This window comes from Planococcus lenghuensis, from assembly GCF_001999905.1.
Lineage (GTDB): Bacteria > Bacillota > Bacilli > Bacillales_A > Planococcaceae > Indiicoccus > Indiicoccus lenghuensis.
In genome coordinates, this window is record NZ_CP019640.1 from 1,920,561 (window position 1) to 1,934,034 (window position 13,474).

Genomic DNA, 13,474 nt, shown 5'->3' on the forward strand with positions numbered 1-13,474 from the left:
CGCAAAGAATCATCGGATTCCTTGCGGCTTTAGAAGCAATTCCATCGTTTGAAGCATGTTACAAAGTTAGACAAGAGATGTTTGACCATGCCTCTAAATTAACTGACAATTTGAAAACCACTGTACAGTCCCCGTGTTTATTTGACTTCTCGACGTACAGAAAAATTCAGCTACCCCTTAACGTAATATCCTAGCATGAAAAAGCCGTCAGCTTGACGGCTTTTTCACATTCGACAGAGCATCCTCCGCTTAGTTCTTGATAACCGATGTGCTGCCGTCCGTTCCAAGGACCATAATCTCCACTTCATCCAAGGATCTAATTCCCTGATTCAAGATAGCCTGCAGATCTCCATTTCCTTTATCCACCCGATTTTCATGACATCCCGGTACATTTATGATTTTCAATGAAATCGTTTCATAATTTTTTAGTTCAATTCGCTTAAAAAAGTTTTGTTGAAAAGGAAGTGGCAGTCTGCTTAGCACTTTTCCTGTCCCAAGCGGAAGACGGCATAGCTTAGGTCTTTATCAAAATTCCAATACAGAAAAGTCTCGTTGATGCTACGGTTCAAGGGGGTTTCCAAGTCAGCTTCTTTAAATGCCCGGCGTTCCAATAGCTGCCTTGACAATTTTAATTCCTCAATGAAGCCATTCCTGATGAACTCTTTTTCAATCTCCAGCAGAATTCCTGAACGCCGGACGAGGATCGTGCGGTCGTTCAGCCAGTGGATATCCGTACGGTCAGGAATTTTCTGTAATTTCCCCCCCGCTCTGTTTATGTGTGCCCGCAACGCCTGTTCATCGCCCATGCTTGGCCGCTTTACGTGCTGTTCTTCCACTTCTTCATGGATGATGCCGAGTATGAGTCCTGTCTCGCTTTCGAAATTCCAGTCCGTATAGAACTCTTTCACATGACGGGCAGTGCTCCTCTCAATCGTTTGGATAATCTCCGATTCCAGACTGCTCATAATTATATCTCTTGTGACCAGTGCATGCTTCATCTCATTCTGCTTCACCAGGCTTTTTTCTATCGCCGTCAACCAATCACGGAAGTGGAGGGTGATGAACGCGCTTTCAATGGCGACATATACAACTGCCGGGCCTTTTCCGAAATGCGCGCGGAATAAGGTGGAGATATAACTGCTGATTTCACGTTCCATCGGGTTCCCCTTTGACAAATCCATGCCTCCTTTATGCAGTGAACACTTGTGCTGTTTTGACTAGTATACAGGAAAATAAGCCTGTGTTTTCTGCTATTGTGGTAATTATTCCATGCTTTCAGCTGATTTACTGTTTAGGGAAGACCTCTTCCACTGTTGTTTCGTCCCCTTTTAAATTCCCCGTTAGCCACAGGTGCGACGAGTACATCTTCGACCAGATAAAACGGAATGTACCTGAACAGCTGTCACGCTACCTCCACAAAAAGAAAAACTCCTGCAAGCTCAGGAATTTAGACAGAAGAAGTTGAATTGAGCTGGTTAGCGATAATGCTTGCCGCATCTTCTATCGAAGCATAGTATTCAACGTCTTACGTCTGAAGATACGTCAGTTCCAGCACTTTGGTGTCCGGCAGGCACTTGACTTCCATCCAGTCTATTCCCTTCTTCGTAAAAGTTTGCGTGATATTAACCGTATGGTATTGGGAAATAGTCACCAAGAGATCTTTAATATGCGTTACATCCATAATCGGTTCCTCCTTTGTATTGCCGTGACTTAATCTGAAACCGTCAGGAAGTCTTGCTTGTCCAGTTAGATGCCATTATTGCCTGATTGTCCATCACTTGTCGCTGCTAGCATGCCGTCAACATCCGTTCCTCCGCTTCCGGCGTCATCAGCATCTCGCGCGGCTGCATACACTGCTGAACCTGTTCTGTCATCACATGCCCAAGCCCTTCCCCCTGGTGAGAGGGATTCACCGCAATATGACGAATGACAAAATATGCTTCCTCCACTTCCACACCGATGAGACCGACGTAATCATCTTCCTCTTTCCACAAGTACAGCTGCCGTTCGGGCTTCTCCTCATAGAGCCGGATCAACGCCTGGAGCTTTTTCACCTTCTGCTCGTTCGGCATCAGCCCGAGCAGCCCCATTGCGATTTTCTCGCATGATTTTTTGTATTTCACCAGCATAAAGCACGTCCTCTCTTCATTCGTCCGTACGGTTTACACCATGGTACTTCTAGAGACCAGTCGTCTAAATTTGACGGCTTGATACACAGGGGTCAAGGAATACAACTCATTCTGCTGGTACCGGGAAAGCCGTTCCATTTCTTGGAACGCCTCTTCGGATACCTGGTAGGTATAGATGCCATCCGGCGCAATTTACAGCTCCCGAGCAGCCTGGTTCCAGACCACTTCCTCCAGACCGACCCAGACACAATCACTGCGCTCCGGCGTTTCGATCGTCAAACGGGCAAACAGGGTGATGGACATTTGGCCATTCTCCGCATGAGTATCTTTTACGTGTGAAAAGTAGTAATGGGTATCTATTGGAGACAGGGATGGTTTTGGCATGGTCTTCACCTCTCTTCAGTTGGTTCGATTCATGATCAATCCGCAATTCTTTTGAATGCTTCCGTGAGCCGGTCCGCAAAGATTTCTGGCGGCTCGATGGCTTCGATGTGCAGGCAGACGACGTCCGCTTTCTCTTCCTGCCACTGGTGGTAATCCGTCGGCAGCGGGTGTTCATGCTGGAGCAATTCCGACAGGAACCCCTCGCACTCTTCGATCCGCAGGTACAATTCCGCCTCGTTCCGGGCCACCCCGCTATCCTGGTAATCCTTAAATGAAATAATCAGGTTAAACAGGGCCGTACGGACCAAATTCCCTTCCCCGATCTCAATGGTTCTCTTCCGGCTGAACCGGTAGTTCTCCCCGGTGGATTCCGACTCCATATTCAGCAGGGTTCCGATGTGCCGGGCCGTTGTTTCGGATGACTTCACGCCGTTCACTCCTCTATTTTCTGTGGGGTCTTATTTTATTTTGTTGAAAACCTTAAAAAGCCGCAAAGAATCGTTGGATTCTTTGCGGCTCTGAAGGGAGCCTTGTTGTCTGCAGGATGTTACCGATTTAACAAGAAAATTTCCTGCTTACTGATGCCACAATTAATTACCATTTTACAGGTTTTGAAGACCTGAGTACAGTAAGCTCCCTTTTCTCTGGTCTGACAGCTATGAAGAATCGACTGTAACCTGATCCCACTAAGTGACAGTCATCTAAGGGATATTCCAACACATTTTATCTTTTGAAAATTTGATGAACTATGTGAAAATATACTTAGCAATACGAACATCTTTTAGCCATCTATCTGTTATATTCAACTCAATTTCCGCCTTGAGAGGAGCCGACAAAGTGTCAGAAAAATTCATTCTGCATAAGTTAATGATTTTTCATTATTGACTTTTCGTCGGTGCGTCCATGGGCTAGGCGCAGCAATGAGCAGCCGGCGCAGTTTGCGTGTATATCCTTTAGTTCAATTTATATAATACAATGTTCTTTTTCTTTGCTCACTTATCATAAGCAAAAAGCTCCTGTATTCATTCGTTTGAATACAGAAGCCGTGAGAGCTTTAATCAGCATCTTGCGGAGGCACCAGTACCTCAATATGTTTTGGCAGTACCTCAATCGTAAAGGGTGTCTTGAATCCGGCTTCGCCGTCGATGTTGCAGTCCAGCGGTTCCTTTGTTTTGACCGATACGGATTTGGCATGAATGACGTCCACCGCGGGATCATGTTCCAGTCTTCCTATCATAAGTTCGCCCGCCATCCGGACAAATGCCGGGAGTGCAGCGTTTTTGACGATATAGAGATGCAGCAGGCCGTCATCTGTTTGCGCGTCAGGGGCAAGTTTTTCGAAACCGCCGACTGAATTGGTTAGTGCAGCCAGTACGAGTTTCGCTTCGCCTTCCCATCTGCCCTGGTCGTGCTCGATTTCGAAATACGTTTCTTCATCATGCGTCAGCGCTTTCAGACCTTCCAGCAGATAAGCGAACGCGCCAAGTTTCGTTTTTTGCTCGGGAGTTACATGATACGTGGCTTCAGCCAATGCGCCAAGCGCCAGTATATTCATGAAATATCGATCTCCTACTTTTGCAATGTCCACTTTTTTAACGACACCGGTCTCCAGAGCAGCGATCGCTTCTTCCGGATCCAGCGAAATGCCGAGTGCCCGTGCAAAATCATTCACCGTCCCGAGCGGAATGAATGAAAACAGCGGTTTGTATGGCTGTTCAGCAAGCCCCGCCACCGATTCATTAATGGTGCCATCCCCGCCCATTGCCATAACAAAGTCAAATTCATTTTTGCAGGCATCGGCCGCGAACCGGGTGGCGTCCCCTTCTTTTGCCGTTTCCCTGAGTTCCGTTTCGAACCCCATTCTGGACAGCGCTTCAATTACCAATTCCTTGTAAACAGGGGCTTCCTCTTTTCCGGAAGAGGGGTTTATAATAAACATAGCTCTTTTCAACAGCAAAACCTCCGCAGGTAATAATGGATGTATTCCTATTTCCCTAAAATCACCGAACGTAATCTCATAGTCCGCTGCACAGCCAGCAAGCAGAAAGAGTGAATTGGAATGCGTTTTTTTATTCGATGGTTTGTCAAATTAAGTGCAACACTTCGCCCATGAACGCTTCTTTCGCCGTTTTCCATCTCCGTGACGGCTGTGAAATCCATCTTCTTCGGAAAGAACTCGCGCAGGAGCCCATTGCCGTTTTCGTTGCTTCCCCGCTGCCAAGACGAATAGAGATCGGCGAAGTAAACGGACAGTTTCAAGTCCGCCTCAAGATTTGGGTAACAGCTGAATTCCTTGCCTCACCCATCGTGGTGCTGAACATACTGTCTCCAGAAAGCCGGCTGTGCAGCTCAACCTCAGAAGAAAGAGCGGAAGACGACCATGCGCGTCAACTCAAGAATGTCGGAGGGGTTCCCCTTCTTCAAATGATGGCAAAGGAAGAATACCATCATTAATTTGAGAAAGCGATTAAGAAACTGGAGGAGTCGTTTGACGATGCGACCCAATTTCTCAACGAGCCGTCTCCCTTTCTTCGGTTCCTGTCCAGTACAAATCACCTTGAGCGTATGAACCAAGAGGTTCGACGGCGCGAACATGTCATTCGCATCTTTCCCAACCAGCAGTCGGCGTTCCGCCTGATCGGCGCTGTGCTTATGGAAGAAGACCAGAAATACTGGACAAAACGCTCAATCATGATTCCGGATGCCGGCAATACGTTTTTCTGATCGAAAGGGTGCCCCTTCCCATCAGAAAGACGAAACCCAACACCAAAAGATTTCAAGTAAACAAGGCACAAGAGAATTACATATAATTAAAGACTTGACTCCCAAACAAGCTTTATAAGTCATTTAGTAACAGGAATAGAGGTGCAAGAGAGTTCTTCCCTTTAGAAATAACAATTACCTCAGCGTGTTTACCGATTGCTGGAATCTCGATCAAAGCGGGTGTGAGGCCGGCCAGTTCCGGTTCGAGCTCAACTGCCGGCGGCTCTTCGGCGGCCGCTTCCGAAATGTCAGTCTTTATCTCTTCCGGTTCTTGCACTTCCGTAAGAGCCGGCTGCTGCACCGCGGTTTCCGTTAGGGCCGGCTGAACAGGTTCTATTTCTGCAATTCCATTTGACGGATTCATTATTCTGTACAGCGTCTTCATTTGTCGGATATACTGGGTTTTGGTTTTCAGAATGGTAGAGGGGTAGTTGGAATGGTGAATTTAGCACAGCAGCTTTCATATGTCTATTGGATTGGGGGTTCTCCTTGCGCCGGAAAAACCTCTATCGCTCGCATGCTGGTAAATGAATATGGTTTTACCTACTATAAAAGCGATGATTTATATGATGAGCATTTGCTCAAAAACAATTGGGAACAACATCCAAATATGAGCCGATTAAAGGTATTATCTTGGACCCAGTATTGGTCGCGCCGCTTTTGTTCAGTTCCGGTGGAACAGCAGGTCCAGGAATCAATCGCCCTTTATTAAGAAGAATTTTCGTTGGTGGTGGAGGATTTGCTGGCGCTTCCGGATTCTTCGCCCATTCTCGTTGAAGGATCCGTTGTTATGCCAAAACAAGTCGCCCCTTTATTGTTGGGAGCTAATCAGGCCATCTGGCTGTTTCCGACTCCGGAATTTCAAGTCAGTCATTATTCCAAGCGGGAATGGATCCATCAAATTCTGGAGCAAACAGAGGAGCCATCAGAAGCTTTTCGTAGCTGGATACAAAAAGAGATGGGATTCGCTGAAAAGATTCACAAGGACCCGAGCTGTACGGTTTCAAATCGATTAAAGTGGATGGCAACCATACAATTGACCAAAACTTCTCTGCCGTTAACGATTATTCTCAGTTGGAAGCCAGTTATAGACTGCCAAGCGTTAATAGTGATTCATAAGCATATGGCAGTAAACTCTGATACTGTTTACTGTAAATATAAATCGTCTGCTTATGATCTATCTTGTTCTGCTCTCAATTCGTTGCTTAACTCCCCTACTGTGTCTCGTTAAAAAGTTCATTTAGTTAACTAAGCTGCTTCGAATGCCTTGTGCTACAATAAGGGTCAACATACAAGATGGAGAAGTTTTATTTCTCTTAGTCTTATTCTACTCTGGAAAGGAGTGGGTGAAATGTCAGAGGAACATTTACGAAAAATGCTAGAGACCCTTTCTCTTTATAATACGACAAACATCACCCAAACTTTTGATCAGAATGGAGAATCAGTAATTAAGGTTTCTATTTTACCTAACACGGAAACGTTTAAAGTGACCCATCTTCCGACTCAAACAATCGCGTATTTTGATAGCCAAAATGATGTAATCAACGCCATTAAAGGACTGTTGAACGAATAGCCTCTTACTCGAAAAGCCTCCAATCGCATTGGAGGCTTTTGCTCAACGCGTGACACTTATCAAAAGACAATTGGAAAGGGGTGAAACAGCATGTCAATAGAATTATGGCAGACATGGAGCAATATCGGCAATTTATTTTTTCTGCTGAATATCATACTGGCTGTCATTATTATTTTTTATGAACGGAAAAATTCCTCTTCATTATGGGCTTGGCTCATGGTTCTCTTTTTTCTGCCCGTCGTCGGTTTTTTTCTGTATTTCTTTTTTGGCCGGACCTTTAAAAAGGACAAACTAAAACACCAGTCTGCTTACTACCACCCTGAATTGGAAAACATCTCTGAACACCAACTGCATGAGGTGACGACTGGTTCATTCCACCATTATTCTTCTGTCACACGAGAGCTGGAAGGCCTTATTTTGATGAATTTAAAAAGTGAAACGGCTCCGCTCACGCAAAATAACAGATTAAGCATTTACACAGATGGCAGAGATAAATTTGATGCACTATTTGAGGATATTCGGCAAGCAAAAGACCATATCCACTTGGAGTACTACATTGTGAGAAAAGATACGCTGGCAAAGCAGTTATTGACTTTGTTGGCTGAAAAAGCACGCCAAGGCGTGAAAACGCTATTGTTGTACGATGCCGTCGGCTCCAATTCAGTGAACAAGGAGTTTTTGACCGATTTCCTGGAAGCCGGTGGCAAAGCGGAACCGTTCATGCCCTCTAAGCTTCCGATTGTCAATTCGCATATGAATTACCGAAACCATCGGAAAATCGCTGTCATCGATGGAACGATTGGCTACACTGGTGGTTTCAACATCGGCGATGAATACCTCGGTAAAAAAGCAAAATTCGGTTACTGGCGCGATACACATCTCCGAATTACGGGAGGGGCTGTCCACTCACTCCAACACCGCTTTCTGCTTGATTGGAATGAAGCTTCTCATCAACATCCCATAAAATACGCTTCCGCTTATTTTCCAACGCCCGATAACCATGCCGGGGCTGCCATCCAACTGGTTTCAAGTGGCCCGGACAGTGAGCTTTCACAAATCAAGAATGGTTTCCTTAAACTGATTTTACGAGCCCAGGAATCCATCTATATTCAAACACCTTATTTCATACCGGATATCACCATCATGGATGCATTGCGTGTAGCTGCACTCAGCGGAATCGATGTACAGATTATGATTCCCGACAAATCGGATCATCCATTCGTACATACCGCGACATTGTCAGTCATCGGCGATTTATTGGATACCGGAGCAAAAGTTTATACGTACCATAATGGATTTTTACATGCCAAGACCTTAATCATTGACCGGAAAGTAGTTACGACAGGATCGGCTAATATGGATCTCCGGAGTTTCCACTTGAACTTCGAAGGAAATGTTTTTATTTACGACCGGGAAGTTGCCAGCGCCATGGCAGATATTTTCTTCCGGGATGTGGAACTATCGGGAGAACTAACAATAGAAGATTATAAAAATCGCTCCTTGTCTGAGAAAGCTAGACAGCGGTTTGCCCGACTAATGGCTCCACTTCTTTAAGATCTGTTACTCAATCTCTTCCTTGGGGGCGCTAGCTGTTTTTTCTATTCAGCAGATCACCCAGCCACCCTTTTCCCTTCAAGTAGAAGTATAAGATCAGTGTATTGATAAATATGAACAATCCTGCAAATAAATAAGCGTATGTCCAATTCAATTCTGGCATATGGACGAAATTCATACCCCACCAGGCTCCCCAAGCGGAAATTGGTGCGAATAGCAGTGTGATGACCGTCAGCGTCTTCATGATTTCGTTCCCCATGACCGAGGCGGTGATGCTTTCCAGATCGACCATGGTCGTCACTTCCTGGGTATACTCGCTGATTAAATAGTGACAGCGGTCGAGCTGCTTGCCCGCTCTCTTGTAAAAGACCTGATTCTGATCCTTTTCTTCGAATGTTTCTTTTATCGCCATATGTATTTCTTGGACAGGGATGACCAGGTTTTTCAACACGAGCAATTGATGGCGAAGGTCCATCAGTTGGTCCAGCACTCTCTGTCCATTCGATTTTTGCAGCTTCCATAATAGATCTCGAATACTCATTTCCATGGCATCAATTTGGGTCAGAATACTGTCAATCACTTCGTCGATAATCGTCATCATTCCTTCAATCGCAGTGTCCACTGTCTCCATATTCTGCAGTACTAGTTCCTTGTCCATGCTTTTAGCATTGATAAAATCTACATTGCCAGTAATCAGTGTGTCTCGTGACAAGAAAAAATGGAAGATTTTCTGGGAATTCTCATCATTGGGTTTCACTTCATAGATTAAGGAACCCCATATCGCTTCCTTTTGGCTGATGTTCCGGTTCATCTGTAAGGTATTACGCTCTTCGTACCCCGCTTGCTTAATCCACTTATTTGGAACTTTATATTTGGTAGTCAGTTTACGCAACTCGTCTTCTTCCGTCAGGAAATCGATTTCAGCCCATTTCCACTGACCGTCAGAAAATGCATGTTCCTTCATGATAGTTTCCTCCTTTCTTTTTAGTAAACCTAAAATGGGAGATAACTCCCTTCATAACTTTCTACAGGAGTCTGATCTCCTCTTGCTCCACCTTACTCCTTTTCTTTGGCAAAAGGCAATGGCTAGGGATGACGCCACCGGATTTGGATACTCAATTCGTGAAATAGGAAAAAGTTGCGCCAGGAATCAAATGATTTAATAGTTCTTCTCAATACCTCTATGAATCGATAAAATCAATCTCTGGATTAATTGGATTTCTCATCTTAAACTTGTTTCTGCTTGATTGCTTTTTGCAATTTATCGTATTTTGACACATTATCGGTCGCTTTTGCGAGCTGGTAAAGCTTCTCCAGTAACAAACTGCTTGTGAATGAGACGGAGATTAGAACAAGCGACTGTAAAAAATGAAGTTCCGGGTCTGGAACTTCACAAGTTTTCCTATCACGCCTTTTTCTGCTCGATCGCTTTTTTTAGCTTCTCGTACTCTGTTCCATTCCCTGTCGCATTTGCAAGCAAATCTAGTTTTTCCAATAACAAATCGCGGTCAATATCATAAATGATTTCCTGTGATACATTTTCGATTGTATTCTCAGCGAAACGCCAAATGTGGGTATGGCGAATCGGGTTTGATGACTGAGCCAACATTCGAAGGGCAGACACAATTTCAATGATAATCGGAAGATCGCCTTTCGCATAATGCCGGATCATTCCGAAACCTCTATATAGTGCGCCTTCAAAATGCTGCTCTCGGGTAATCACCCGGACCTGCTTGTCTGAATCAGCAAGATATGGTGTAAATGTAATGTGCTCATCAATGGCCCGCATCAAGTTAGCCAGCTGATAGATGGCATTGATAGCCGAACGGGGATCCCCGTTGCTAATTGATTTGATGGCCACTTCTGCCAGCTTGCTCATCGCCGCATAATTGTCCTGGATTTCCGTTTCTTTATTGCCGAATGCAAAGCATTTCGTATACACTTCTTCATCCACTTTGTCTGCCCCTAGTCCCCAGTAGGAAAATAATGGGTTGCCGGCCAGCATGAAATCGCCTATTCGTTCGTGGAGTGCAATGATTATATCCTCTTTCTGGGCCGCGCTGACCATGCCTTGAAAATCAACAAGCTGAATGTAGCCAGCGGCAGGTGCTTTCACTATCTTTGCGTGTTTCCGGAGCTCTTCTTTAAGATCTCCTGCTTTCACTACTTTCAGTTTTTCCATATCTTCTGTCAGGTTTTTTTGGATAATCTCTTCGGAGATAAGCCGCATATTCCATGTAATATTATGCACTTGCATCCAATAGATGGCGTGATTAATGAAAAAAAGGAAGATGATGGCCGTGCTAAATGTCATAAACACTGTCAGTAGCGGAACAAGGACAAATTCATCCTGCTGAAAATTATTCATGAATAAAAACAGGAGCAGCACGTAGATAAAACTGCCATTGAATAGACCGACGAAATGCTGGGTCTCTCTTGTGGCAATAAAATCCTGCAGCATGCGCGGTGAAAACTGACTGCTTAATGTAGTCAGAAATACCAGCAGGATGTTTAACGTAAACGCGCCCAGCAGCAAAATCGAAGCGATCAATGTACTTACCAGTGTCCGGGTCGCTTCATGATTGAAGGCAAAGAAGCTGGCGCGTACGGAGAGATCAACTTGCATGTCGATCAAGAGCGTGACAATTGCAAGGACGGCAGCTGCCATGACATACGCCAGTGGTTTAAACCAAAGTGACTGGTGTATTTCATGCTTCCGCTGCCGCCGGGACATCCGAAAATATTTCCTTATTTCTCTTGGCAGAAATTTTATCAACATACACCAGGTTCTCCTTTCGATTCCGGTCAAGAAGAGGCAGAGAAAACTAATTCAAGATACTAATCAAACCTACCGATATTTGGTTAATCAGCAGCTGCACGCGATTTATATATGTTGCCGATGAAGAAGCAAGCGGCAACCAGAACGAAGAGTAAGAGCGGCATGGTAAGTCACGACAGAGTGGAAATCGCATTGCCGAACGCCGTGTATAAAACGGCCAGCCCAAGAAGTGAATACAGCGCATACTCCTTATATGAACTCGTCACTTCCATTAAATACACGCTCAGCAGATTGAAACTGATGAACGGCATAATACGCAATATCAGGACCTGACCGAGGGAAATCGTTTTATCGTGCATAAGTTTCTCCCTGAGGTGATCGATCTTCCCTTTGAATTTCGGAAACTTGTCAACCATCCCATACGTAACGAGGGCGACGATTGACAGCCCGATATAAAACAGCAGCGCTCCTTTGACAAAGCCGAACACCACGCCCCGTGATGCATAATACCACAACGACGGGCAAAAACAGCAGCGGTCGGATGAATGCAGCAGAATAAAAAGAACGGGAGCGAACCAGCCGGCACTGTCAATAAACGCTTTCATCGTTCCATAAAACTGTTCCATTAGAATCCTCCTGCAGAAACGCGATTTCTCCTCTCTATAGATAGAGGATTTGAAAACGAATCTTTCAATAGATATACGAGATATACGGAATCCGTTGATTCGTTAATCATTCCAAAGAATTGCAGAAAGAAGATAATCTCTCTGTGCGGGAGAACACGATGGCCCCCAATCAGTTATTCTTGATAATCAGCAAGGAAACAACCGATGTTTCATCTGAAGTAGTTATAAACCTTCCTTCTAATCGCGAGTATAGATGAAGGGAACGAAACAGAAAGACCTCACTTAAAGAATAGCCGTTCCGTCTTTAATATACAGCAGAAGAAAGCAAAACAGGAGGGAAAGGATAACAAAACAGGCCTAGTTATATTCACGTACCGACTGTTTGTCCAGAAGGCCATTGGCGCGCATCGGATTCGAGGGCACTGAGAAGTTTTCTTCTGCCTCCCTGAAGTTGTTCAACTTCTGCTTTAAATTCTTTATCGGTCATCGTCGGCAAACCGAAAATCCGAATATCGTCTAAATTAGCGATGGACGGAACTTGTCCAGCTGTTTTAATGAGCCGGGGTGAAAGTGCATCCAAGTAGCCTTCAATACTTGATCTTGCTTCTTGAATCAATACCCTATTCGGCTGACACGGCTCAGGAACGCCGGATCGAAGAATTGTCAGTGCTTCATCAAGACAGTGACTGCAACTGATGTAGCTTGTTCGTCCTGCGGACAGTGATAGTAGTACAGAACCGGATAGGCTTTGGGCTGTGCGGCCAAGGTGCTGAGTCGTGAAGAAGTGGAACTTAACAGCAAATTAATATCGGAAAAATCATTGCCATTCCACGTGTTTCTCACAAATTGACTTTCCGATTTGCCAATTGCGGTAATACTGGAAGCAAACGAACGTTGCTGTATGACTGAATTGAGAATGGATAGTGTGTATGTGGCACCAAGCGTCAGAAACAAAAAGCCGTTTCCTGATTGATGCAGCTGCGGTAGCCACTTGCCAGAAACCCTCTCTTGGAATATAATCGCCAACGCCAAGCGTGAATATGATATATCCCATAAAATAAACCCGCTCACTCCAGTTGATCGGCTTGTCATCGCGTGTATCAACCACCGAATGGATATCCCCGGAAAAAACCAGCAGCCATCCGAGCCATAGTAACCCAATCCACGTTAAGAGTGTTGTGGCCAAAACGGCCGGTCCTGCCAGACTGAGCAGCAAAGGGTGACCCCTGCTGATTCCCCTCGTCATCTTCCATAAGAATCTCGATAATCGGCTGGAGATGGGCCCGGCTCCTCCGTCCACCCAAAGCGTTGTCCAGAAAACATCTATCGTCACGAACAGCAATAGACCAATGCCGGCCACTAAATAAATCCATTCCATGTACTTATTCTCCTTTCTATGATGCTCCTGCTACAGTTTCGCTTTGGTTTCATCCGGCACTGCAGGTTGTACTTCTGCAAAATCTGTTGCATGGCGTTCCGCTTCAGTTTTATGCCCTATCGCTTCTTCAGGAGATGCCGGGTTTTCCGGTGGCCATTGCGGTAGCCGGTTTGGCGGCATAGTTGATTAACTGCTTCTTCCTTGGCTGTCACTGTTTCCGCTACACCTTCGGTTAACCACCGGTAATAAGTAGACCGTGGCACGCCAAGGGCCAACAGGACCAAACTA

General features: G+C 45.2%; 18 protein-coding genes and 2 pseudogenes. 5 read left to right on the forward strand and 15 right to left on the reverse strand.

Translation table 11 applies throughout. The features are described from left to right. Nucleotides 1-249 precede the first annotated feature (249 nt). The 8 genes and pseudogenes from B0X71_RS09870 to B0X71_RS21405 all read right to left on the reverse strand — a co-directional run. On the reverse strand, nt 250-405 hold the full coding sequence (locus B0X71_RS09870; protein ID WP_156889843.1) for a DUF421 domain-containing protein: 156 nt from the start codon (nt 403-405) through the stop codon (nt 250-252). 71 nt (nt 406-476) lie between these two features. Beyond that, nucleotides 477-1,175 carry a Na-translocating system protein MpsC family protein gene (locus B0X71_RS09875; protein WP_198038565.1) on the reverse strand — a complete coding sequence of 233 codons (699 nt, stop codon included), beginning with the start codon at nt 1,173-1,175 and terminating at the stop codon, nt 477-479. A gap of 350 nt (nt 1,176-1,525) precedes the next feature. Further along, entirely contained in the window at nt 1,526-1,681 is a 156-nt protein-coding gene (locus tag B0X71_RS20930; RefSeq protein WP_156889844.1) for a hypothetical protein, read from the reverse strand. Between the two features lie 106 nt (nt 1,682-1,787). Continuing rightward, nucleotides 1,788-2,129, reverse strand: coding sequence for a GNAT family N-acetyltransferase (locus B0X71_RS09880; protein WP_077589248.1), 342 nt, complete (start codon nt 2,127-2,129; stop codon nt 1,788-1,790). Nucleotides 2,130-2,321: 192 nt separating this feature from the next. Further along, nucleotides 2,322-2,513, reverse strand: a complete 192-nt coding sequence (locus tag B0X71_RS20935; RefSeq protein ID WP_156889845.1) for a hypothetical protein — start codon at nt 2,511-2,513, stop codon at nt 2,322-2,324. Nucleotides 2,514-2,548: 35 nt separating this feature from the next. Further along, a complete protein-coding gene (locus B0X71_RS09885) occupies nt 2,549-2,941 on the reverse strand; it encodes a hypothetical protein (protein WP_077589249.1) in 393 nt (130 codons plus the stop codon). A 626-nt stretch (nt 2,942-3,567) separates the two neighbouring features. Further along, nucleotides 3,568-4,464 (reverse strand): diacylglycerol/lipid kinase family protein, encoded by an 897-nt coding sequence (locus tag B0X71_RS09890; RefSeq protein ID WP_077589250.1) that lies wholly within the window; start codon nt 4,462-4,464, stop codon nt 3,568-3,570. 35 nt (nt 4,465-4,499) lie between these two features. Continuing rightward, nucleotides 4,500-4,811, reverse strand: a pseudogene (locus tag B0X71_RS21405) (transposase); the annotation flags it as partial. Nucleotides 4,812-4,970: 159 nt separating this feature from the next. On the opposite strand from B0X71_RS21405, the pseudogene B0X71_RS09900 reads away from it, so the two are divergent. After that, nucleotides 4,971-5,237 (forward strand): annotated as a pseudogene (locus B0X71_RS09900) (transposase); the annotation flags it as partial. Between the two features lie 112 nt (nt 5,238-5,349). Here B0X71_RS09900 and B0X71_RS09905 read toward each other — a convergent pair. Continuing rightward, nucleotides 5,350-5,640, reverse strand: coding sequence for a hypothetical protein (locus tag B0X71_RS09905; RefSeq protein ID WP_077589253.1), 291 nt, complete (start codon nt 5,638-5,640; stop codon nt 5,350-5,352). A 72-nt stretch (nt 5,641-5,712) separates the two neighbouring features. Here B0X71_RS09905 and B0X71_RS09910 point away from each other — a divergent pair, with 72 nt between their 5' ends. From B0X71_RS09910 to cls, 4 genes are all read left to right on the forward strand, one after another. Then, nucleotides 5,713-5,988, forward strand: coding sequence for a nucleoside/nucleotide kinase family protein (locus B0X71_RS09910; RefSeq protein WP_077589254.1), 276 nt, complete (start codon nt 5,713-5,715; stop codon nt 5,986-5,988). Between the two features lie 12 nt (nt 5,989-6,000). Further along, the gene (locus B0X71_RS09915) at nt 6,001-6,507 is read left to right on the forward strand and encodes a hypothetical protein (protein WP_077589255.1); all 507 of its coding nucleotides are present in this window, start codon (nt 6,001-6,003) and stop codon (nt 6,505-6,507) included. 120 nt (nt 6,508-6,627) lie between these two features. Further along, on the forward strand, nt 6,628-6,849 hold the full coding sequence (locus B0X71_RS09920) for a DUF1797 family protein (protein ID WP_077589256.1): 222 nt from the start codon (nt 6,628-6,630) through the stop codon (nt 6,847-6,849). 90 nt (nt 6,850-6,939) lie between these two features. Beyond that, nucleotides 6,940-8,403 (forward strand): cardiolipin synthase, encoded by a 1,464-nt coding sequence (gene cls, locus B0X71_RS09925; RefSeq protein WP_077589257.1) that lies wholly within the window; start codon nt 6,940-6,942, stop codon nt 8,401-8,403. A gap of 31 nt (nt 8,404-8,434) precedes the next feature. Here the strand turns inward: cls and B0X71_RS09930 are convergent, their stop codons facing one another. The 6 genes from B0X71_RS09930 to B0X71_RS20945 all read right to left on the reverse strand — a co-directional run bounded on the left by B0X71_RS09930 (nt 8,435) and on the right by B0X71_RS20945 (nt 13,366). Beyond that, nucleotides 8,435-9,367 carry a magnesium transporter CorA family protein gene (locus B0X71_RS09930; protein WP_077589258.1) on the reverse strand — a complete coding sequence of 311 codons (933 nt, stop codon included), beginning with the start codon at nt 9,365-9,367 and terminating at the stop codon, nt 8,435-8,437. Between the two features lie 441 nt (nt 9,368-9,808). After that, nucleotides 9,809-11,137 (reverse strand): DUF2254 domain-containing protein, encoded by a 1,329-nt coding sequence (locus tag B0X71_RS09935; protein ID WP_198038566.1) that lies wholly within the window; start codon nt 11,135-11,137, stop codon nt 9,809-9,811. A 215-nt stretch (nt 11,138-11,352) separates the two neighbouring features. Continuing rightward, the gene (locus B0X71_RS09940) at nt 11,353-11,808 is read right to left on the reverse strand and encodes a TVP38/TMEM64 family protein (protein WP_077589260.1); all 456 of its coding nucleotides are present in this window, start codon (nt 11,806-11,808) and stop codon (nt 11,353-11,355) included. 367 nt (nt 11,809-12,175) lie between these two features. Further along, nucleotides 12,176-12,424, reverse strand: a complete 249-nt coding sequence (locus B0X71_RS09945) for a hypothetical protein (protein ID WP_077589261.1) — start codon at nt 12,422-12,424, stop codon at nt 12,176-12,178. 201 nt (nt 12,425-12,625) lie between these two features. Continuing rightward, entirely contained in the window at nt 12,626-13,186 is a 561-nt protein-coding gene (locus B0X71_RS09950; protein ID WP_077589262.1) for a hypothetical protein, read from the reverse strand. A 30-nt stretch (nt 13,187-13,216) separates the two neighbouring features. After that, on the reverse strand, nt 13,217-13,366 hold the full coding sequence (locus B0X71_RS20945) for a hypothetical protein (RefSeq protein WP_156889846.1): 150 nt from the start codon (nt 13,364-13,366) through the stop codon (nt 13,217-13,219). Nucleotides 13,367-13,474 lie beyond the last annotated feature (108 nt).

Excerpts from the sequence above, each read along its gene's own strand:
- B0X71_RS09950 (WP_077589262.1), bottom strand. The coding sequence starts at position 13,186 with ATGGAATGGATTTATTTAGTGGCCGGCATTGGTCTATTGCTGTTCGTG.
- B0X71_RS09930 (WP_077589258.1), bottom strand. The coding sequence starts at position 9,367 with ATGAAGGAACATGCATTTTCTGACGGTCAGTGGAAATGGGCTGAAATC.
- B0X71_RS09940 (WP_077589260.1), bottom strand. The coding sequence starts at position 11,808 with ATGGAACAGTTTTATGGAACGATGAAAGCGTTTATTGACAGTGCCGGC.
- B0X71_RS09910 (WP_077589254.1), top strand. The coding sequence starts at position 5,713 with ATGGTGAATTTAGCACAGCAGCTTTCATATGTCTATTGGATTGGGGGT.
- B0X71_RS09920 (WP_077589256.1), top strand. The coding sequence starts at position 6,628 with ATGTCAGAGGAACATTTACGAAAAATGCTAGAGACCCTTTCTCTTTAT.
- B0X71_RS09880 (WP_077589248.1), bottom strand. The coding sequence starts at position 2,129 with ATGCTGGTGAAATACAAAAAATCATGCGAGAAAATCGCAATGGGGCTG.
- B0X71_RS20930 (WP_156889844.1), bottom strand. The coding sequence starts at position 1,681 with ATGGATGTAACGCATATTAAAGATCTCTTGGTGACTATTTCCCAATAC.
- B0X71_RS09905 (WP_077589253.1), bottom strand. The coding sequence starts at position 5,640 with ATGAATCCGTCAAATGGAATTGCAGAAATAGAACCTGTTCAGCCGGCC.
- B0X71_RS09935 (WP_198038566.1), bottom strand. The coding sequence starts at position 11,137 with ATGTCCCGGCGGCAGCGGAAGCATGAAATACACCAGTCACTTTGGTTT.
- B0X71_RS20945 (WP_156889846.1), bottom strand. The coding sequence starts at position 13,366 with ATGCCGCCAAACCGGCTACCGCAATGGCCACCGGAAAACCCGGCATCT.
- cls (WP_077589257.1), top strand. The coding sequence starts at position 6,940 with ATGTCAATAGAATTATGGCAGACATGGAGCAATATCGGCAATTTATTT.
- B0X71_RS20935 (WP_156889845.1), bottom strand. The coding sequence starts at position 2,513 with ATGCCAAAACCATCCCTGTCTCCAATAGATACCCATTACTACTTTTCA.